16 protein-coding genes and 2 pseudogenes are annotated in these 21793 nt (G+C 47.5%); 7 read left to right on the top strand and 11 right to left on the bottom strand.

Features of this window, described 5'->3' with window-relative positions; translation table 11 throughout:
- Positions 1-12 precede the first annotated feature (12 nt).
- The 6 genes from VXJ35_RS23520 to VXJ35_RS23495 form a co-directional block, all read right to left on the bottom strand.
- Entirely contained in the window at positions 13-3534 is a 3522-nt protein-coding gene (locus tag VXJ35_RS23520) for a helicase-related protein (protein ID WP_064023785.1), read from the bottom strand.
- Between the two features lie 17 nt (positions 3535-3551).
- Positions 3552-3749 (bottom strand): CopG family transcriptional regulator, encoded by a 198-nt coding sequence (locus tag VXJ35_RS23515; RefSeq protein WP_064023784.1) that lies wholly within the window; start codon positions 3747-3749, stop codon positions 3552-3554.
- 1502 nt (positions 3750-5251) lie between these two features.
- Complete coding sequence (locus VXJ35_RS23510) at positions 5252-5824, bottom strand: transposase (RefSeq protein ID WP_082881137.1); 573 nt, start codon at positions 5822-5824, stop codon at positions 5252-5254.
- Between the two features lie 498 nt (positions 5825-6322).
- Entirely contained in the window at positions 6323-6706 is a 384-nt protein-coding gene (locus VXJ35_RS23505) for a hypothetical protein (protein ID WP_064023783.1), read from the bottom strand.
- Positions 6699-7754 (bottom strand): ParB N-terminal domain-containing protein, encoded by a 1056-nt coding sequence (locus tag VXJ35_RS23500; protein WP_064023782.1) that lies wholly within the window; start codon positions 7752-7754, stop codon positions 6699-6701. Before VXJ35_RS23500 ends, VXJ35_RS23505 begins: the two co-directional genes overlap by 8 nt.
- On the bottom strand, positions 7751-8659 hold the full coding sequence (locus VXJ35_RS23495; protein ID WP_064023781.1) for a ParA family protein: 909 nt from the start codon (positions 8657-8659) through the stop codon (positions 7751-7753). The genes VXJ35_RS23500 and VXJ35_RS23495 overlap by 4 nt, the downstream gene beginning before the upstream one ends.
- A 183-nt stretch (positions 8660-8842) precedes the next feature.
- On the opposite strand from VXJ35_RS23495, the gene VXJ35_RS23490 reads away from it, so the two are divergent.
- Positions 8843-9937: a hypothetical protein gene (locus VXJ35_RS23490; protein WP_140911891.1), complete on the top strand. Its 1095-nt coding sequence runs from the start codon at positions 8843-8845 to the stop codon at positions 9935-9937.
- A gap of 3219 nt (positions 9938-13156) precedes the next feature.
- On the opposite strand, the gene VXJ35_RS23485 is transcribed toward VXJ35_RS23490, so the two are convergent.
- From VXJ35_RS23485 to VXJ35_RS23470, 4 genes and pseudogenes are all read right to left on the bottom strand, one after another.
- Positions 13157-13306 (bottom strand): hypothetical protein, encoded by a 150-nt coding sequence (locus VXJ35_RS23485; protein WP_157198352.1) that lies wholly within the window; start codon positions 13304-13306, stop codon positions 13157-13159.
- A gap of 220 nt (positions 13307-13526) precedes the next feature.
- Positions 13527-13681: pseudogene (locus tag VXJ35_RS23480) on the bottom strand (IS5/IS1182 family transposase); the annotation flags it as partial.
- Positions 13682-13794: 113 nt separating this feature from the next.
- Positions 13795-14118 carry a hypothetical protein gene (locus VXJ35_RS23475; protein WP_064023779.1) on the bottom strand — a complete coding sequence of 108 codons (324 nt, stop codon included), beginning with the start codon at positions 14116-14118 and terminating at the stop codon, positions 13795-13797.
- A 75-nt stretch (positions 14119-14193) separates the two neighbouring features.
- A complete protein-coding gene (locus tag VXJ35_RS23470; RefSeq protein ID WP_064023778.1) occupies positions 14194-14850 on the bottom strand; it encodes an SOS response-associated peptidase in 657 nt (218 codons plus the stop codon).
- Positions 14851-15009: 159 nt separating this feature from the next.
- On the opposite strand from VXJ35_RS23470, the gene VXJ35_RS23465 reads away from it, so the two are divergent.
- From VXJ35_RS23465 to VXJ35_RS23450, 4 genes and pseudogenes are all read left to right on the top strand, one after another.
- The gene (locus VXJ35_RS23465; protein ID WP_064023845.1) at positions 15010-15423 is read left to right on the top strand and encodes a LexA family transcriptional regulator; all 414 of its coding nucleotides are present in this window, start codon (positions 15010-15012) and stop codon (positions 15421-15423) included.
- A gap of 26 nt (positions 15424-15449) precedes the next feature.
- Positions 15450-15677: pseudogene (locus VXJ35_RS23460) on the top strand (DNA polymerase V subunit UmuC); the annotation flags it as partial.
- Between the two features lie 78 nt (positions 15678-15755).
- On the top strand, positions 15756-16784 hold the full coding sequence (locus VXJ35_RS23455) for a site-specific integrase (protein ID WP_064023776.1): 1029 nt from the start codon (positions 15756-15758) through the stop codon (positions 16782-16784).
- 6 nt (positions 16785-16790) lie between these two features.
- A complete protein-coding gene (locus VXJ35_RS23450) occupies positions 16791-17543 on the top strand; it encodes a hypothetical protein (protein WP_157198351.1) in 753 nt (250 codons plus the stop codon).
- A gap of 1 nt (position 17544) precedes the next feature.
- Here VXJ35_RS23450 and VXJ35_RS23445 read toward each other — a convergent pair whose 3' ends face one another.
- On the bottom strand, positions 17545-18792 hold the full coding sequence (locus tag VXJ35_RS23445) for an IS256 family transposase (RefSeq protein ID WP_064023669.1): 1248 nt from the start codon (positions 18790-18792) through the stop codon (positions 17545-17547).
- Position 18793: 1 nt separating this feature from the next.
- Here VXJ35_RS23445 and VXJ35_RS23440 point away from each other — a divergent pair, with 1 nt between their 5' ends.
- Together VXJ35_RS23440 and VXJ35_RS23435 are read left to right on the top strand one after the other, a co-directional pair.
- Positions 18794-20362, top strand: coding sequence for a tyrosine-type recombinase/integrase (locus VXJ35_RS23440; RefSeq protein ID WP_331711095.1), 1569 nt, complete (start codon positions 18794-18796; stop codon positions 20360-20362).
- 61 nt (positions 20363-20423) lie between these two features.
- Positions 20424-21734 carry a Y-family DNA polymerase gene (locus VXJ35_RS23435; protein ID WP_064023773.1) on the top strand — a complete coding sequence of 437 codons (1311 nt, stop codon included), beginning with the start codon at positions 20424-20426 and terminating at the stop codon, positions 21732-21734.
- The last annotated feature ends 59 nt before the right edge of the window (positions 21735-21793 follow it).

The raw sequence follows: 21793 nt of genomic DNA, 5'->3' as shown, positions 1-21793 counted from the left end.
TATTGGTTTTCCTTACAGTGTTTGTTCCGGGGCCAGCGCCTTGGAAAGCAGATCGGTTAAATCGTAATTGATACTGGCCACGCCAAAATCCGGTTCTTGCTGGAATGGATTGCGCAGATAATGCGGACCATCGACATCGCCGGTATCATCTACCAGGACAATGGCCAGTAAAAATTTGTCTTTTTGATTGAGGCCGTAAACGATTTCGTTACGGCTGACGGTAATGGTCGTTTGGCCTTTCGCCCTGCCCTTGACTTCGATATGTCGGTCTTCTAGCAGTTTGCCGTTTTGCTTAGGCGGTCTTGCGGTAATGTCCCAGCCGCATTTTTCAGCAGAAACATCGATCACCTCATGACCTAATCGGCGTTCGGCTTCAGTGACGGCTTGCATGGCGATTTGTTCGATACGGGAACGGGCCAATGCATCCGCGCAAAACGTGGTTTCGCCTTTGCGTTGGGCCAACAAACCTTGCGGAATAATCAATGCCCCACCCAATACCACTGGCGTGCTGGAGATTACATGGCGCATGGATTCCAGTTCTTTCTTGCGTTGTTCCAGCCGGGCGGTCAGTTCTTCGACTCGGCGTTTGGCGTTGTCGGGCTGCAAGCGCGGCTGCTTGCCGGCGGCCACCTCTTCACTCAATTTGATATAGCGGTCTGACCAATAGTTGATTTCCTTGACCAGTCTTTCATTGACGGCCGCCAGGGTTTTATCGACTTGCCGCTCCCGCCGTCGTTGTACTTCCTGGAAATGTTCTGGAGCCAGTTTGGTCGAGGCTTGGGCCAAGGCAACGGTTTCAAGGTTTTGATTCAGCCACTGGGCATTAATGACATCGTTGACCAAAGCCAAATCGTCATCAGCAATGGGCTGTAAATCCAAATGCGGTGCCCAACCCGCGTGAATACTGTTGCCATTTTGCTGAATTTCGACAAACTGTAAGCGCCGGGAAACATCGCGGGGTTGTTCGGTCACACTCTCGCGAATACGATGATCGAGCATGAACAGCACCTTGGCTTCGGTGCTGTCATCGTTTGGGTCGACCAGAATAGCCCCCTGCTTCAGTTTATTACGATGAGCTTCCAGCGTGAGGTCGATGACGGCATGCATCAACGGATGACCAGGATGAATCAGGCTGGCCATGGGTTTACCATCGACGCGGAGATGTTGCTTTTCAAAGCAAATCCGTTCGTATTTAGCTAGCACGGGTGTTCGTGTTTCGCCGATGACCCGGTCGCGTTCACGGATGGTGGCCGGCACGTAGCGGATTTCGAAGCGACCGCTTTCGCGCGGCCGTAATTCGCCGCCGAGCAAGCGAAAACTTTCAGAGAAAAAGGCCCGAATGAAATAAGGCTGGAGTTTACGCGCTTCGGCCTTCTCCATTTCTTCCTTGATCGCGTAGAGCTGCTCTAGGCCCATGTGCTCTTCACACAGGGCGTTGCGGGCCATGATGTCTTTCAAGTGCTGGGTATTTAAAGCGCCTTCGATGACTTGGGTCAGCTTGGCTTTGATATCGGGCCGTTCGCCATAGCGGATGGCTTCGATCAATAAATCCTTCAACGAATGGTTTTCGAAAGCTTCGCCCAGAATATCGAAAACGCGACCGCCGAGCGCGGCACGCTCGACTTCCAGTTTTTCGAACAAACGTTGAAAAACTTCGCCTTCTCGCGTTTCATTGGCCACCATGTTCCACAGGTGGCAAACTTCGGTTTGTCCGATCCGGTGAATCCGCCCAAAGCGTTGTTCCAGGCGATTAGGATTCCAAGGCAGATCGTAATTGACCATCAGATTGGCGTTTTGCAGGTTGACGCCTTCGCCGGCCGCATCGGTGGCCAACAGTACCAGGACATCGGGATCGTTCCGGAACAATTCTTGGACCTTTCGGCGGTCGTCGCGATTGACGCCACCGTGAATCACCACGACGGCTTCGGGTTTACCGATAAGTCCGCCGATGCGTTGCCGTAAGTAATTCAGCGTGTCCTTGTGTTCGGTAAAGATGATCAATTTACGGCGAGCGCCGCCGGTGGTGTACATCTCCGGCTTGTCTTGCAGTAAGGTTGAGAGTTCTTCCCATTTACGATCCTGACCGGAATGCACGACCTGTTTAGCTTGTTCTTCCAGATTTTGCAGGATGAAGATTTCAGCCCGTAATTCCTCAATAGTTCTCGCTGCCGTCGCTTGGTCGACGACCTTTTCCGTCCATTCTTCATAGTCCTTACCGGCCATTTCATCGGCCGCTTCATCAAGGTCATCCGGTACATCGTTATCAATGTTGTATTCAGCCAATGTTTCGGCCACTTGGTGACCCCGTTGCACCAGTTGTTCGTCGCGCAGGCGGTCTTCCAGTCGTTTGCGCCGGCGTTTCAAGGATTGGTAAATGGCTTCCGGACTGGAGGCCAAGCGCCGTTGCAATTGAGTCAAGGCGAAGCCAACCGTGCCTTTGCGTTTGCCGTCCAGGTTGTCGGCCCGGTTCATCTCTTCTTTGACGTAATCGGTCACGGCGGCGTACAGCGCCGATTCCAGATCGGACAAATCGTAATTGGCAGTAGAAGCCCTTCGTTCCGGAAACAAGGGAGTGCCGTCGAATTTGAGCAGTTCTTCTTTGACCATACGCCGCATCAGGTCGGACACATCGACCTTATGCGCCCCTTCCCTGAATTTGCCATAGAACCGGTCACCATCCAGTAGCGACATGAATAATTGAAAATCTTCTTCTTTGCCGTTATGCGGTGTTGCCGTCATCAGCAGAAAATGGCGGCAAATGGAACCCAACAGTTTGCCAAGCTTGAAGCGTTTGGTTTCATTGATCTTGCTGCCAAAGTAATTGGCAGACATTTTGTGAGCCTCATCGACGACGATGAGGTCCCAATCGGTGGATTGCAGTTTGGCTTGAAAATCTTCACTGCGGGATAGTTGATCCAGTCTCGCTATGAGCAGGTGATGTTCATCAAAGGCGTTTCCGGAATGTGCGGTCTGATCCAGTTCCTTACTGAAAATTTTGAATTCCACGCCGAATTTTTCATAGAGCTCATCCTGCCACTGTTCAACTAAACTGCCGGGGGCAACAATCAGAATGCGTTTGGCATCGGCCCGCATCAGCAATTCGCGGATAAACAGACCGGCCATGATGGTTTTGCCGGCCCCAGGATCGTCCGCCAACACGTAACGCAACGGTTGCCGGGGCAGCATGGATTCATAAACGGCGGAAATCTGGTGCGGTAAGGGCTCCACATTCGAAGTGTGCACAGCCATCATCGGATCGAACAGATGAGCCAAGCGGATGCGATAGGCCTCCAGGCCCAGTTTGAACTCAGCGCCGGGCGCATCAAAGGCCCACGGCCGTCCTGCTTCGGCAATCGCTAAATTTATCTCGTCGGAACGGAACAACATGCGTTCAGCTAATTGACCGCTCGCCGTGCGGTAATACACCGTCAGCGCATGATCGCCCACCGGCTCAATCGTTACCACGCGCACCACTTCGCCGGGCACGATGCCGCTAATCGCCGCGTCCTTTTTAATGTCTTCCAGTTTCAACACAGTCGGTAAGTCCTTTACTAATCCACGCTTTTAATCGTGATATGGATATTTTTGCTGTCCTGTTGCCGCTCCAGGAATTCGTTAATGGCTTTTCGGATTAACCAGGCCGTCGATACTCGGCCATTTTTGGCGATTTGCTCCATTTGCAAATAGTCCGCTTGGTCAAGGTTGACGGTAATGCGTTTCAAGGGCTGGTCTTTATTGTGCTTGGTCATAAAGGCATTGCTACTAAGCAGGCGACACAAATGAGACGGCAACTATAATGCAAACATGCATCACTTTGAAATATGTTTTAGTGATAGGTGAAGATTGTTTTGGCATAACCTTCAAACGTGTTGGGGGGATTCCTAATCCTACCTTTGATTTCAAACCACAAAGTGAACGGCTTGGTGGACGTCGTTACCCCCATGGTGGAAGCCGTTCAATCATCGCGTCCGTACTCAGTCAGATCTGAATTTTACTGACTCACGAATTTAGTTGCTTTCACGGCATATTTCCCGATCACGGAATCCGAACAACTTCCTTCGAAGTGATCCGCGCTGACGGCGACTGCGACAACACAGCCCCCCTTGAAGGCATTTGTGATTGATAGGAAAAGGAGAGTTGCTGTCCTTGGACAACGCCATTCCCCAATAAATTACCTAAGGGTCCTGATATTGAATTTATATAAACCAAATCTTCCGACTCCATCAGTTGCAGCTAATTCCGGTCAAAAAATGCGCTAATTTCAGGTTTGCGGGTTGTCGATTGCAAGCCGCTACACATACGCCGTGGCCTATCTCCTTAATTTTGGCGGTTTTGGTTTACTGCAGTTGTGTACCGTCCGTCCCAATTTTGACTCAGCAAGCCCGTCTTTCGCTCAAGCACGCGTGATTGGCTGATTCCCGCGGTTGCTCTGGCTTCCGTACGTTTGTAGACATAAATACTAAATAATTTATTCAGTGTTTCACTGAAATAATTAACTATTACGAAGAACAACTACTGATTATTATCCTTATCAGCAGTAGCCGCCTTAAACCTTGATATATTTGTGTAGTCTTATAACCAAGTGAATATCAAAAGAATTCTGCGGCCCTCCCCCGTTTTAACGACCAATCTAGCTCCGGTTACTCCGAATAAATGCGAAAGCCCTCTTATCTGGCCCCCTGCCTATTTCATGACAGTCCGTCAAATATGTCGCCGCAAGCCGCACGGGGCCAGAGAGCGGTGCTGCATTAGGTTTTGATATTGACACCTATTCGATCGGCTAATCCGAAAAGTGTGTCGTAAGCTTCGGCGTCGCCCAACAAGCTGCGTGAATTCCTTTCCGACTTAATAGGAATGCAGTTACCAAAATCCACGACAGCGCGTGTGGAATCGTCTTGCCTGGATATTCGGCACAGCCCTTGGATTTGTGGACAGTGATGATGGAAGACCTCGGCCCACTTGCTGTGGCCGGATATTGGTCCTTCTCGGTATCGATGAGTTGAAACTACTGATTGACCATAACAGTTGAATGAACCTGGTCAACTAACTTGCCATTTTCGAAGTTCTTAAAACCTGCTGTGTAAGGGACATCGTGAAACACTCTCTCTATGCAAGCACATTTCATCGCCGTCCCACCTTACAGCGCGGGAAAGGTTTACACAATTTATCTTGAATAGGACTAAAACGCACATTCCCATGTATGCTCGGATCGGATTGGCGCTTAGATGGAGCCTGTGGAAAACCTCATCCTTTAACTATGCGCCAGTTCCTGAACCTCGTCCATGGCAGCCTCGGCCACCCGCTCCGGCGCCGACGCCAACAAATTCTGAGGTCGATTGCCCTCAAAAAGCTGTTGTCCGTGTGAATCCAGTATGCTGTTCCTGTGGCCTTTAAAGATTCCAATGATCTTGGCCATGACTTTTATTGGCGGCAAGCCTCCCGCACTGTCCAGCCTGTAATCCGGAAAATAATCGACGCCGCCATGGTTTATCGCAAAAATCATTCCCTGCTTTTTCCATTTATTAGGCTGAGCGCTCGAAGTTCGTGTACTCAATCCTGCCAGTTGCGCGGATGTTGGCGGAAAGGTCGGCAACGCTAATGTGCCGTGCCGGACAGAGGCGCCTGCTTCTTGGTATAAGCCTATCCATTTACGCAGCAGATTGGCATTGATGCCGTGTTCTAGCGCGATCTTGGCAACCGATAGTCCCGGTTGCAAATAGATTCGGACCAGTTCCCGTTTCGCTTCCGGATCATAAAGACATCGGCCATCTCGCCCGTGTCCTGCAATCAATGGGCGCGATAAGCGAGTAGTCTGCTCCTTCATAAGTGCCCACCTGATTATAAGTGGACACTATCCTCGCTTCTTTCGAGCAAGTGATATAGACGCTGTCTATAGATCGCCTACCAGTCAACTAATCACTACTTTTCATTACAGCCCTACGTGCTCGCACAAGCATGGCAGCCTCCTTAAGCATTCGTGGAGATGGCGGAATCGCGGCACCAAGACCTCGGCCAAAGCCTGGAAAACATTTGGCTCGATGTGACCGAACGCGACCACGCCAACGCGGCCTGCATACGAATGCTTGAATTTATTTTGGAATACCGACTAAGGTCGATATTCGCGGGTGGTTTGCAACGATGGCCACGCCCTACTCCTTTGCGAAGATAATAGGGTTCTATAGTTATTTCTAATAACCTTAATACATCCCCTCTTCCAAGTAGCTCAACTGACTTGATCTAGAATAAAGCAATGCACTTCATCACCTACACTTATCGCCGATCTTCTGGTAAACGAATGTTTCGGAAGAAACTCAATCCATAGTCATTCAGGCTTTTGGAAAAAGCCTATTAACCGCCTGTTAATGGCCGCCCGAATAATTGTAGATTGATTGGCATTAAGACTGGGATTCTGCAATGCTACTCGATGAGCTTCCATATTGATTTTTGCAACTAATTCGTCTGGAATACTGAATACATCTTGTGTATTTGGTTTGACAACCAATTCGGAAAGCAAAGCCCCTTCCCATCCATTCTTTGCTAATAAGGATTGTATTGCTTCGACAACCCATTTACTTTTCTGGCGCATGTTATAACCATCTGCCAATATCTTGGCTGGTAACGACAATTTAAGAGTCGCTGGTAGCTTTACAGTGACTTTCCTAATTGATGCATTTGCCTTGATACCCTGGGGACGAACATCAGCCATTTTTTTCTATCCAATAGTCTAAAAATGTAGCAAAGGCTTTCTTTACACTTTTAGGATCATCCCAGTTTAGAGCCTTGAACTCTTCCAAATGATCGTCGTCGACGTTAGCTAGAACCAACGATTTCAGAGCATTTAGATTTGTCGTGTGCCCCAGGGAAACCTTTGCCGTATTGCCACGCCCTCCTCTTTCACCAAACCATTGGCGAAATTGATGAGCTCGTTGGTGAGAGTCCGCTTTAGCTAATTCCAGTAACTTGGCAAACGATGCGTTTCCCTCAATAACGAATTGGATGACCTGTCTAACGTATTCATCATTTCGCGTTTGGACTACGTTCATCCACTCATAAGCTTGTGATCTCGAAAGTCCTAAGGTATCAACCAAATCACGCCACCGGACCGCCCTTCCTTTCTCTTCTTGATGCGCTGAGAACTTTATTAGCCATCGTAATTTGTCACCAATTGATAAATCATCGCGTTGAACATTATCGATGATACCCAGGCGTTCTACCGTTTGTGCTTGTGGTTTACGTAAAAATACTTTTACGGTAATTCGTTCAACATGCAAGAGGGTTAAATCCGGTTCCGGATTGATTGTCAACTCATGGACCCTATTCTCCTGCTCATCTATGATGGTTTCCAGGTGAAATAGACCAAAAATAGCAGCCATCGTTCGACGTTGCCCACCCATTAACTGAACGTGTTTTCCAGGCAATGCAAATGCAATTGGTGGATTAAGCAAACCAAATTCCTTTAAGCTCATTGCCAAAGTGATAATCCCTTCTAATTCCTCGGTTTTGTTCATTCGATACGGATCATCCTCTTGGATATATCCACGATATATGTCACTGAGCGTTAAATGAAATGTCCTTGGCTGATCTTCCCATAGCTGAATATCTGCCAGCGGTACTTGCCGTAATTCGTATTCTTGCTGTTTTGCATTTTCAGCTGCCGCAATTTGCGCGGCGACTTTTGAGATCGTACCAGGTTGTACGCCTACTGCATTTCTCTTTAAAAGCCCTGGCTTTCTGGGTAGTCCTTCTTCGGTCATTGGAAGATCCTCTCAAAAATTACTTTGCAAAATTGTTCTGCCTCATTTCGAGCAGGTGTATTTTCGTGCATCTCAAAGAGTGATCGCGGGTTCGCAAAGGTTGAAGAACTATTAGCATATGTCTGTAAATAACGCATAGGTGGGTTAATTAACTTGTCCCCTAATACTTCATTCTGAATTAGCTGTTCCATTGTTTTTCTTTGGGCAGCTGACTGTGGATCGTATTTTGTTGCCAGGATACCAATCAATTGTAATTTATTGGTATCTCGCACCTGATTCTCTGCTTGCCATAGTTGTGCCATATCAGCCATGCCTGCAACGGAATCTTCTTGCATTTCTGTCGGTATTAATAAGTGGGTGGCTGCACGAGCTGCTGATGCTGTTAATGCGGAGGTTTGGGGTGGGGTATCGATAATGACGAGATCGAACTCGTCTTGGTAATACTCCATTGACAACATAGCCCTCATATGCTCCACAACGGCTTCTTGAATACTATTCCTCTCAACTTGCTCGAGAAAGGATGTCAATTCTCTTTTGTGTGATGGGATAAAACTTAGAGTAGGGTGATCTGTGGGATAAGGTTCTGCGTATCCTAATCGGAAAAATTCCGCGATGGACCAATATCCTGGTGGTGCATATGGTAATTCGTCCCATGTCGGATCCTTAGGATCAAAATTTGGATGAAAAGGTGGCGTACCGCCGTCTTCTGTCATCTGTACAAACCTTGCGGAGAAATTGCATTGTGGATCAATGTCAATGCCCAGCACTCGTTTCCCTTTACGGACGCTGTACTCTGTCAACAACTTTGACAAAGTTGTCTTTGCTACTCCACCTTTATGATTACCGATTGTGAGTACTTTCAGTTTTGCGTAATCCGGTATAGTTGTGATCTGTTCTGCTGCCATTTTGCTTTCACCCTATTTTTTAGAGTCGATTCCTAAGTGTCCGGTACCGGACAGTTCTATTCCTAACTGTACTATACGCTTGATAGTACCACACTGCTTAGTGTATTGTACATTGACCAATTAGTATTTTACGATCATACTTGTTACTAGATATACCGTTTGAGACCTATATTGGAGTTATGAATGGCAGCTTCGCAATCAAAAATGGACAAATTCCTTGCTAAGCGAAATGCGGAGTCGAAACAACGGCAAAAGGATTTATTCGACGCTGAAAAAGAACAGGCAATTGATTTAGTGACGATGAACACAATAGTCAAAGAAGCTACACCTATGCTGCCTGTTGAAAATCGAAAAAAAATAAAGGGGATCGGTAGAAAGTTAGTGAAGGCTGCTGATGCACGTTTACTAGAAGCAGAGCAATTAGGTTTATTCACTTCATTATCTGTTTCAGATACGAATGCCATCCCAACTCTTTTAGCGCGTTTACCAATTTTTGTTCCCATTCCAGCACGTTGTCAGCGCAACATGCTTGATAAAGATTTGGCATTCGCGTTTGAAACGCCATTTGGTCGGGGCAGACGTTTTGGACCACCAGTGACTATCGAGGACGAAGATGTTTTATTCGCAATGCTTCAGTTATCGGGTAGGCGCTTAATTGGGCAGGGATCAAAATTACCAGTTCCTCTTAACGATTCATCATGGCTAAACGATGAGCGGGGAAACCTAACTGTCCAGGTTATGATCGCAACAGTAGGACAGATCAATAAAGAACTTGGTATCAATGATTCGGGTCTGAATTACAAAGCAACTATTGAATCAATAAGAAGGCTTGCCCACGTCAGCATCGAACTGGAAACACGAAAAAAGGATTTATACCTTGGAGAAAGTTGGGATGGCCAAACGATCAGACTAGTCGATATTCAATGGCGTGCTTATGAAGAAGACGGGTTGATATTTGCTCAATTCTCACCGCTTATGGTTAAGTGGCTTAGGGAACAGGCGACCTTTCATAACTGGAAAATGCGCCGGCAGATATCTTCAGCAAACGGTAGGGCACTTTATCGTTTTCTTTGCACCCAAGGTAACTATTATAAAAAAGAACTTGAATACATAGCGGATGTGATCCATTGGCATGGTGATCGTTCCCGTTTACGGCCGCGTATGGAAGCAGTATTAAAGCAACTTCGTGACCAGTTTGATTGGTGCGATTTTGTCATACACGGCACAGGAAGAAGTGAACCTTTTGTCCTTGAATTTTCAAGGCGGCGGAAGAATTAAATGAATGAATATTTAGTTTTTCCGACCTGAAGAGGATCTCTTTGTGATGGATATGGCTTAGGCTTTGCCCATCTATATAAGAATAGGTTGGATGGTGGTATTCACTCTTTAAGGACTGCTCTAGTCATAAAATTTCTGAATCTGCCAAACGTTAAATCCCTCGTTAACTTCAAACAGAACAGAGCAGAGCATACGTTATATGTTTCAAAGCTCCCGCGACCATCCATTCGGTACTCTCGGAGAATTTTGAATGCACATAGCAGATACTCCATTTATTCGTAATACTGAGTAAGAACGTTATCAACTCTAGAAGTGTCCGGTACCGGACAAAATTTTGACTTAAGAATTTCTTAAATTTCTACCCAAATTTGACCTCGTCACCTGCCTGAAGCAAAGAGCATCTCTTGGCACTCCGGCTGCGACAGCCTGAGCACTACTGTGGGTTCTTGGCTTAAGACCCTAATCGCACGTGAAATCTCCGCACAAGCTAATCCGCCATGTCTGTACCCGTAGTGCATTGATTGCGCCGACCAGATACGCGATTTCTCTCAAACTCATTTCACATACCTTAATTGCGCTTGAGTTCGCCCATTCTCTTTGGCGACACAGGCCCATCATGAAAAATTCCTACTGTTTTTTGGGTGGTGAAACACTGAACTGTCCGCTATACCAAGCCAGTTTGCTCAATTGTTGCTGGAACTCATACCAGCATTGATCTCGGATGGCCGTGTCTGGCCCTAACGCACTTTCCCAGTTCCTTGGACAGTTTATGGATCTGCAGCCCTTCCATACACACTATCACGGCATATTAGCTGTCGCTTAAAGCAGTACCTATAAAGACAGCGGAAGCACTCTAATTGGCCTCAATTTTCACTTCTGCTTTAATCCACCTGCGGGGTCAAAGCTAAATTGACGCTGATGGCTAGCAGGTTGGTGAAAAACCATATTCTGGCTACTAATTCAGCTGGAAGAGGCCTTTATTTAGTGTCAACGCCAAACTGGTGGCACTAAATATAGACTCGATTGTTTGTAAAAAAGAATTTTTCACCAACCTGCTAGTGGTACCGAGGGCAATCAATATGGAGTCCTGATTTTCGATCCTTGTATGGGTGAAAATCTTATCAACTAGAAGAGGTCGTTTGCCGATTTTGCTCAGTTGCTTTCTTCATGTACTGAAACTACGGTGAACTAAAGGCTCGTTAAGTTTGGGTTTGGTGGCTGTTGAATTTATATCTTTGGCACTTTAGGGAGTCTATCTCTAGTGGCACTCTTTGCATCAGTCAGCAATATTTAGTCAATTTTGCACTGCGCAAACGTCTATCAACCAGTTCTTCAACGGCGTGCTAATTAAGCATATCCCTCATGTAGCCCTACTACGGAGAAAGAAATTGAAATTTTATACTTCCTCGAGCTCTATTGAGTACGTAACTAGCTGATTTTAATTCACATACCAGCAAATTGAGCTCAATTGAATGGGTTAGAAAGTACCTTAATGTAGCGACACTACGGAGAGAAAGTAGAACTTGGGTCCTACGAAAATTCGATATCTCAAATTCCAGCACTAGTTAAATCAATGGGTTAAAGGTTAAATCCTCACGAATACAGCATTCATCAGAGGTTATCTGAGCTTGAATTTAGAAGATTCAATAATTCTTATGTGTAGCAATACTACGGAGATTTGATGTGATCTTTAGTTAAAATGTCCGGTGCCGGACAGAAGGTATCCTTATCAATTAAATCGTACCAACAAAAAATTGCGCGGTTAAGAGGATCAAACAGAACTAATTCGCAACGAATTCGTTCTCGCCCCAACACTACTTTTATGTCGTACTACTACGGAGTAAGCAGCTGATATCGCCTAATTTTGCGGCAAATTGTCTCTTGAAGGTTGAAGTTCCTAAAATTTAGCAGGGTACCGGTGAGTTGAAATTGGACATTTCTTTATGTAGTGCTACTACGGTAGTAAGAAAAGTAGAGGTTGCTGTGCGTTATTTACGAGTTCGACATAACGCTTATGGAGGCATACCAGGGTACACAGTCGTTATTACGGATTGGTGTCCGGTACCGGACATGGCACCAAAAGAAATATTAGATAAGTAGGGTATTGATCTTCATGTAGCATGACTACGGTAAATAATTGGCTAAACCACTGTAAAAAACGCAAGGATACAAACGATCCTTCATGTCGTTATACTACGGAGAAAGCAGTGGGTTTTGTAGACAATTGTTGCGTTGGGCAGGGCAGGGCAGACATCCTAATGTTGTAAGACAATTGCAGTCAACGGTTTTAGTCTTAGGGACTTTCTAACAACCTCTGATTTTAGCAGAAACAGCAATATAACCTATTGATTTTATTCTGGTGTAATTAAGGGAAATAGGTTTTTCGAGGTTTCCCTTGTATGAACATGGATCGTAATTAAGGTAGGTTTGATGTCGCGACACTACGGATGATTCTGGTCCCTAATCATTAAAGAATCCATGCGGAAACTAGAAATTAGTGGTTTCCTTATGCTTTTGGGATGGGATCACCTTAAATGTCGAATGCGGCGTTTAACTTCATGTCGTTAGACTACGGAGTAAGAAATTAGCTGTAGAGCGATTAATTCATACTGCTCCGCAATATATTTCATGTCATCTTTGTGTTCTCCGAAATGGGTATCAAAGTCAACTCAAATTGGATTTAACGAAATTATTTTGGTTTTACCCGCCGATGACTGCGGCGGTACTTAGAAAGACTTAATTAATACTATAAAAAGACTATAATCTTAGTCCAACTGGTTTTCTTTATTTATTTCAGTGAGTTACCGTTTGAATTCGTTTATTTCATGTTACTTTAAAACGGAATAAACGGAGCGCTACTACGGTCTTGATGGTTAAAAAAAACGGGAATAGTGTTCGCAAACAACGAAATTAACGCAGTTTGAACACGGAATGTTGTGGATAACTATGAGTGGCTGTTGATAACTGTTGCGCATTTCTCCGCTCCATGAGGAATTTGTATTGGAACTGAATCAATATCACAATAATTCGTTAGATAGATTGCTGATCTGACAATAAGGGCTTGTGGTGCTCAGAGTTCAAGAACAAATGCTTTGCCTACTTCATTGTTATTTTCATTTTCTTATCGAGCCGTTCTGTGGATTTTTCAAACCAACGGTTCCCTATGTACGATGATGATCGGCAGTTTTCCCAAAGGCATCTTGTTAGATTACGATTACATTAATTAGTCGACTGCAGTTCGGGACTTCGCCAGGCTTCTAAGACAAATTCCACCAATTCGGTAACGCATAAGCGAATTAGCTGAAACCCTGCGATCAGCAGAATCGCCGCAGAAAACAGCACGGTCATAGTAACTAATAATATTTTCATCAGGTCCTCCATCAAACCAGTCGTGTTGGCTGTGGGGGAGCATTGTTTCAGTTTTTATTGATATATCAAGTCGATATGGGGCAACAATCTGTTGCGTGACTGAGGCGATTTGGCACACTTCAATGGGTTGGCTAACAAACTTGATGTGAAATATTTTTGGGTAATGATCTGAGCAAGATGCAGCTTAACAAACTCTAACTAGTAGGTTGTCGATTTTCTAGGCACGCGTAACCCTTTTGAATCCTAATTTGTCCAGGTCGAGTTGTTCAACAAAGACATCAACGACCCGAATAGGATTGTCCGCGGCGAAAAGTCCAATTGCTCAGGAAATAGGGTTACCTGAGTTCGGTCTGTACTCTGAATGAAGCGCTTCATCTACACTCCCGGCTAATTGGCCGCGAGATTTTTTAATAAATCTCGCGATTCTACACAGCCTGGGTCGATAGCGACACAAACTCTGGAAAAAGTATTGCTCATTCTCGAGTCGTTTACAGAACGATATCCCCTTTATTGGTTTGTCCCTCTTGTAAGCGTTTTTGCATCTCGCTTTCCTTTTCGGCATCAAATATATCGATGGCAGTATTTAGCGGAACGATGTTTTTTAATACCAGATTACATAAACCAGAACGCAAGGCTACAAGCTTCACCAATCGCTCATCCTCAGGATGCTCTTTAGCTAAATTTTCGCTTTTGGTCTCCAAGGATGGATCTAGGCAAAAGTTTTTTGGTTTGTCTTCAGGCCAAAGCTTTTCATCACCCGCTGCAAAGGCTCCGCTTGAGAATATCCACAGCGCCAATATTATTCTTTCCACGTCTATTACCTGTTTTCGACTTCTTTGATGAAAGTGTAGCGCCAACTGTGATTGACGCCAACATTGCGCGTTAGTCTAAATCGGGGCTATGCAACGCTCATCATCATGCCGAGGATTATTGACCCAATCGCCAACCGGTGTCGCAACCGTGTGGGTGTAGGCGGGGTTATCGAGCAACCGATAGGCATGGGCCGCATCCACAGCTTTGTTGAGCCAGTCGTGATAATGCTCCGGTGAAATGATCACCGGCATTCGCTCATGAATCGGTTGCATCAATGCGTTGGCAGCGGTGGTGATAATGGTGCAGGAATACAGGGTTTCGGCTTCGTGCTGCCACTGCTCCCATAATCCGGCAAAGGCGAAGGGCTGACGATCATCGCGGTGGATGTGGAAAGCTTGTTTGCCGTTACGGCGTTCCCATTCGTAAAAGCCGTCTGCGGGTATCAAGCAGCGTCGATGTTTAAACGCACTGCGAAACGAGGGCTTTTCCTGAATCGTTTCCATGCGTGCGTTGATCAGGTGTGAGCTGTTTTTACTGTCTTTGGCCCAGGAGGATACCAATCCCCAGAACAGATTCACCGCCTTGCGCGAGCCATCATCGAGTTCGACGATATTCAAAATCTTCCGACTCGGGGCAATGTTGTAACTGGGCTGAAATCGAATCGGCCTCAACACCTGAAAATGCTCGGCCAGTGTTGCCGCGTCAGTGGTCAGGCTGTAGCGACCGCACATGGCTGGCACTCGAAAAAAGAACAAATATAGAACAAATGCATTTTCGACGGTAGACTATGCAGCCCTAGAAGTTGCCATGGAGTGATGATGTCGAATCTGCCGTTACAGTTCAAGTTGAAGCGTCGCGCGTTTGCTGGGTTGCATCTGGACCAACCTGCCATCTTGACGCCCAAGCGGCCACTGTCTGCATGCCGCTTGCCGTTATTCGCCAGCAAAGTCTCGGCGGGCTTTCCGTCGCCGGCAGCGGATTATGTCGACAAAACCCTTGATCTGAACGAACTGCTGGTGCAAAAACCGGCAGCCACTTTTTTTGTCCGTGCTCAAGGCGATTCGATGCTGGGGGCCGGCATCCATCCCAACGACATTCTGGTGGTGGATCGCTCGATAGAGCCGGTTTCAGGCAAAATCGTGATCTGCGCGTTGAATGGCGAGCTGACGGTCAAACGCTTGGTATTGGAAGACGAGCAATGGAAACTGCGCGCTGAGAATCCGGTCTATCCTGATTTTCCACTCCACGACGAGCTGGAGCTGGTGGTTTGGGGTGTGGTGACCAACGTCATTCATGCCGTGTGACGGCCATCGTTACTCCAGCAGCCAAGCTGATCGGTCTGGTCGATTGCAACAATTTTTACGTTAGCTGCGAACGGGTGTTTCGACCCGACCTGATCGGCAAACCGGTGGCCGTACTCAGCAACAACGACGGCTGCATCGTCGCCCGCAGCAATGAAGTCAAAGCGCTGGGCATCAAAATGGGCGTGCCGTTGTTTCAGGTGCGGCAGTTGGTGGATCAGCATCAGATCCAGCTATTCTCGTCCAACTACTCGCTGTAGTAAGTTATTTGGAATCAAAATTATTGGTGCCATAATCTGGTGAACAGATTTAGTTCCGAGTGGAGTTACACGTTCATGGCTAATCTCGTTTGGGAACGTTACCCCTTTCTTTCTGAAAACCCGTACGGTAGATCATGGCTGGTTCTGCTGGGTAACTTGGGACGTGCCGACGCAACGCTCGACGCCTATGCGCGCGCACTCAGCAATTACTTTAGATTTTGCCAAGGCTTGGGAGTGGAAGCCGAAAAAGCCACGCTGGAGCACGTCTCCCTCTATGTTCGGTATTTGGGTGGCGATGCTCAGGATGGAAAAAAGTCATACTGCCACTCGAATGCTACGATGCAGCAATATCTTACGGCAGTTCGCCTGTGGTATGACCATTTGGTTTACCAAGATATTCGGGACTTTAATCCAGTCCCTCGTGGCACTTATCTGAATCGAAATAGCGACTACCATCCTGGATTTGCGCACGGCTTGATTCGGCGACTTAAACTACTACCTGCCATTCCCTCGGAAGAGGATTGGAAAAAACTCATCGAAGCGGTTACTCAGGAATCTCTTCGAAATAGATTGATGTTCGCTCTGGCTTATTATGGCGCCTTGCGGCGTGAGGAATTGGTGAATTTGCGTGTCACCGACTTCGATTTTGCTCATCGCCTCATTCGTATTCGACCCGAAACCACAAAGAGCAGTACACCTCGAACAGTCTGTTATGCCGCTACTGCTGGAAATGCATTGAGCGAATATTTGGTTTATCGTCATCGGATCAATCAGCAAGCCGGATTAGTATTTTTCTCCGAATCACGCCGCAACGCTGGTCAGCCAATTTCGAAATGGACCTGGAGCAAGATTGTCGAAGGCTTGGCAAAACAGGCCGGTGTCGAGGGCTTTAGTACACATAGCTTGCGCCATCTGCGTTTGACTCACCTCGCACAAGCTGGCTGGAAACTGCATGAGCTGAGTGCCTATGCGGGACACCGCAACCCGCAAACGACATTGATGTACCTTCATTTTTCCGGCGCAGACCTACTAAACCGGATGACTGAGGCCATCCGTTATGCCGATGCCAAAATCGACGCGGCTTTATTTGCGAAGATGGAGTAATGCTCTATGGCTCAATTAGATTCTGTAAGTGCGAAGAATTGGCAATGGCCTCTTGATTTGGCTCAGTATGATCGAAGTCCATATCTATCGGAAACTGAAGAATGTGCATTGGTCAGTTGGAGTAATACCATGAGGGTTAGAGCTGCTGTGCCAAGGCTTTATTTGCCGCTACGGGATGTGGCGGCTTTGAGTTCGAAGCAAAGCCTGCTAAAAAGGCACGCCAAAGCTCAGACCGCCATCCTGCAAGAGATTCAGCGAACGCAGCAGCCCTACTGGGTTTGGAGTCAGCAGGCTTGGATTGATTTAGTCTGCCACCCATTAATCCACTCAAGCGCACGACTTTTCATCACCGCGAATGCTTATCTTCTCTGCGATTTCCGCCTCGTCCATTGCATTGGCCCTATATTTTATTTATCCGGTCTTGGGCGATTGATTTTCGGAGAAGAACTTTTCGAACACGAATGTGGGCGTTTACATCAGGCTTTACAGAAAATTGGGTATGGCAAAGTTAATCTACAGCAGAATTTTCCATCCATCCTGGCAGCGGTAATGCTGGAAAACCGCAACCCTTACCTGGAAAGTTTCGATGCCGAACTCTTGGAACGCACCCGTGAAAAGTACAGCGCCCAAGCTCACGGTATCGGCAAGCTCTCCCACGGGTTGGCCGCACTGGGAATCCTGCCCGAGCCACTCCGGATGCGCAATTATGTCTCATGGAAGGAAAAAAGAGCTATTGTCAAATCTGGTGTTCAGGGCTAAATCAAGCGGCGATCCGGTCAGTGGTATCGACTTCAATGCCATCCTTGAATGGGATGCCGGTAATCACTTTGGCAAGATAATCAAATCCTCGCTGGCGACGCCAGGTTTTCTCGGCTGATTGACCCAGTTTAAACAGCATGTGCAGCATGCCATCCCGCGAGAGACAGCCCTTGGCTCGGGTAGTCCGGTGCCGGATGGTGGCGAAGGTCGATTCAATGGGGTTGGTCGTTCGGATGCTTTGCCAGTGCTGTGCCGGAAAGTCATAGAACGCCAATAGTTCATTTCGATCCTTGTACAAACACTCAACCGCCTTGGGATATTTGGCCTCAAACAGCGTGGCAAACTGATCAAATGCCCGCTCAGCATGCTGTTGGGTGTCAGCCTGCCAGATGTCGTAGAGCGATTGCTTCATCTTCGGCTGTACCGATTGCGGCACACGGTTCAGCACATTGTTCATCTTGTGTACCCAGCAGCGTTGCTGCCGGGTGTCGCTGTAGACTTCGTCCAGCGCCGACCAGAAGCCCATCGCGCCGTCACCTATGGCCAGCTTAGGGGCATTCATGCCGCGCGCCTTCAGACCCTGCAGCACTTCCCGCCAACTCTGCGTCGATTCGCGCACGCCGTCTTCAATCGCCAGAAAGCGCTTCTCGCCGCGCTCATTGACGCCGATGATGACTAAGGCACACAGTTTGGCGTCTTCCGCTCGTAAACCGCTATAGATGCCGTCGGCCCACACATAAACCCATTGGTCACGATCCAGGCGAGTCGCTCGCCAATCGGTATATTCGGCTGCCCAATCGCGTTTTAAACGCGCCACGGTACTGGCCGATAGCCCCTTGGCTTCCGACCCCACCAACACTTCCAGCGCCGCTTCCATTTCACCCGTGGAAATGCCTTTCAGGTATAGCCAGGGCAACGCGGCAGACAGAGAACGTGTCTTACGGACATACGGCGGTACCAGAGCCGAACGAAAGGTAGCGCTTTGGCCGTCTTTCGCCCGAACCTTCGGCACTTTAACGGATACGGGGCCGATGCCGGTCTGAATCTCACGTTCCGGCTGATAACCGTTGCGGACCACCGCTGCCCGGCCATTGTTCAGCTTCCGCTCGCTGAAGGCTTCCAGATAGATCGCCAATTCGGCTTCGATCGCTTGCTCAATCAGCTTGCGCGCCCCTTGCCGAATCAGGTCGGTCAAAGGATCGGCGTTCTCTTCTCGACTCGACAGGTCGATTACATTACTCTTCTTCATCGTGGCGTATTCCTCGGTTGATCGTTTTGTTTGGTCACAAATAATCAACCAGATACGCCGCTTCTCTTCAACTCCAAACACCAGATTTAGTTATAGCTCGGAAAAAAGCGGTGGTGGTATTGCGCCGCAATGGGTCGATTATTGCCGGCGATGGCGGGAAACATCGACCTTGCAACCTAAAACACGGGAGTCTAACTACAGCTATATTCTGCGTGCTGGCCTGTGGCTAGCCCAAATTCATCCAGAAATCACCAGTCCGGCGGATTGGACGGTCGAAACCTGTGCTGATTTTCTCGCAGCCCTAAATCGGCTCAAGGTTGGCGAATGGCAGCTTCATTCGTTCGACTATACTGGGCGAGTTAATCTAGGAACGCCGCTTGGCGCTAATTCCAAACGCTCCGTACTGTATGCCATGCGGCGTTTCTTCCGTGACATTCAACATTGGGGCTGGGTCCGGCTGAAGTTTAATCCGTATTATCATTTGGCCACACCGAATTCAATCTTGAGATTATGCGGCCCTAATCCGCGAGCCATAGACGACAATTTTTGGCTCAAATTGGTATGGGCCAGCCTCAATCTTGAAGCGAACGATAAACTGAGTGAGATTTGGTATCCCTTAGAAATGTTGCGGGCGATCAGCGTCGTATGGACTCATGCCGGACTGCGCCAGAACGAAATCATCCGCCTTCGCGTCGGCTGTGCGCGAGCCCAAAATGATCCCATTATTGATGAAACGACCGGCACAACAATTGCCGCCGGCACATTATGCTATTTAGATGTGCCGGCCGGCAAAACCTTCACCGCCTTCACAAAACCGGTGAGTGCAATCGCCCGGCAGTTTATCACTGAATGGGAAGCAATTCGGCCTGAACAAGGTTTCTTAATCGATCCCAAGACAGGTGAACGCGTACGGTTTTTGTTTCAGTACCGTGGCAAGACGATTGGACACTCGGCAATCAATGATACGATCATCCCGATGTTATGCGCCAAAGCCGGATTGCCTGTAGAGGACAGCAGAGGCAAAATCAGCAGCCACAGGGGACGGGCCTCGGCTGTCACTGCCTTAGCTAGCGTACCTCAAGGGATGTCCCTATTTGATTTGATGCGATGGTCAGGTCATCGCAGTCCAAAATCTACTTTGTACTACATTCGGACAAAACCAACGCAGTTAGCGGGCGCTTTTGCGAAAGCTGATCAGATGTCACACCTAATCGAAGTACTTATCGACCATACAGCCGTGGTCAGTGGAGCCGCAGCCAAGGGTGAGCCTTACCGATATTATGATTTAGGCTCCTCTTATTGCTCGAACCCCTTCTGGAGTACCTGCCCACACCGTATGGCCTGCGCTGGCTGCGACTTCAATATACCCAAGGATTCGGTCAAGGGTGAAGCACTGGCGGCCAAAGCGTTTTTGCACCGTTATCTTGAGGAGGTGCCATTAACGCCCGAGGAACAACAGATCGTCAAGGGCGACCTGCAGAAGCTGGAAGTCATGCTGGACAAGCTAAAAAATGTTCCAACCCTGGATGGCAGAACGCCGCAGCAAATTCATGGGAATGAAGTTACCTAATAAAATAGAACAAAATTAGAACAAAAAGTATACTTTGGCGCCACTTAAAAAGCTTATTCCTATGCCCGACCCACGCAATTCCCTTTCTGCACTGCCGCCGCGACCCCTGATTGCCTTAGTAGACTGTAACTCATTTTATGTCAGTTGCGAGTGCGTATTCCGTCCGGATTTATGGGATAAACCGGTAGGCGTACTCAGCAATAACGATGGATGCTTTATCGCTAGGAACAAGGCTTTAAAATCCCTCGGTGTCAAAATGGGGGTGCCGCTCTTTCAAGTGGCCGACTTGGTTAAAAAACATGATGTCCATTTGTTTTCATCAAATTTTGCGTTATATGGCGACATGTCTTTCAGAGTGATGTCATTATTAGAGACATTTTCACCGAGTACCGAAATTTATTCGATTGACGAAGCATTCTTGGATTTGACCGGGATTTGTCAGCAAGACCCTATCGGTTATGGTCTCACTATTAAACAATCGATCCAGAAAAATACCGGCATCCCAGTTTGCGTCGGAATGGGGCCGACTAAAACGTTGGCAAAACTGGCAAATTTTGCCGCTAAAAAATGGCCTAAAACCAACGGTGTTGTGGATTTGTCCTGCCCTCAACGGCGGGAGCGGTTAATGCGCCTGTTACCGGTCAATGAAGTCTGGGGTATAGGTTCAAGCCTAAGCCAGCAGCTCTCGCAACTCGGCATTCACACCGTCTGGACTTTGGCGCAGCAGCCCGTTCAACGAATGCAGTCGCAGTTCAGTGTTGTTTTGGCTCGAACGATCATGGAACTAAATGGCATTTCCTGCCTGGAGCTTGCAGAAATAGCGCCGGACAAACAAGAAATCATGTGTTCCAGAAGTTTTAAGCGGCCTTTAGATAATTTGAAGGAATTATCGGAAGCTTTAGCCGAGTTCTGCAGCCGGGCAGCGGAAAAGCTCAGAGCACAGGATTCGACAGCAGATCGTTTAACCGTGTTTATCAGGACTAACCCGTTTAATCCACAAGAACCTCAATATCAACGTTCAGCAACTTTGAAATTGGCAATAGGCACGCAAGATACACGCAGGTTGATCAATGTTGCCAAGCAGTTGTTGCAGGGTATTTACAAGGAGGGTTACCGTTACCAGAAATGCGGAATCCAATTAAGTGGCCTTTACCCCAATACCATGCCTGGTCAGACGGATTTGTTTGCCAACCCAAAATCTTCAAAGGAGCGAGAGTTAATGGCCTGCTTCGATAAAATCAACCATCGGTTTCCTAAGTCCATATCTATAGCCGCCACAGGATTAAACAAAAGCTGGCAGTTCCAGCCCGAACGCATGTCAAAACGCTATACAACCCAGTGGGATGAGTTGGCGATTGTAAAATGCAGCTAGCTAATCATTACTCAGAGTGAGCAAAAAGATACCTGATGTGCTTACAGGATGGGTAGTGA

Source organism: Methylomonas sp. DH-1 (genome assembly GCF_046097555.1).
Classification (GTDB): Bacteria; Pseudomonadota; Gammaproteobacteria; order Methylococcales; family Methylomonadaceae; genus Methylomonas; species Methylomonas koyamae.
The sequence above is the reverse complement of the archived record's forward strand: the minus strand, read 5'-3'. Positions and strand labels throughout refer to the sequence as shown.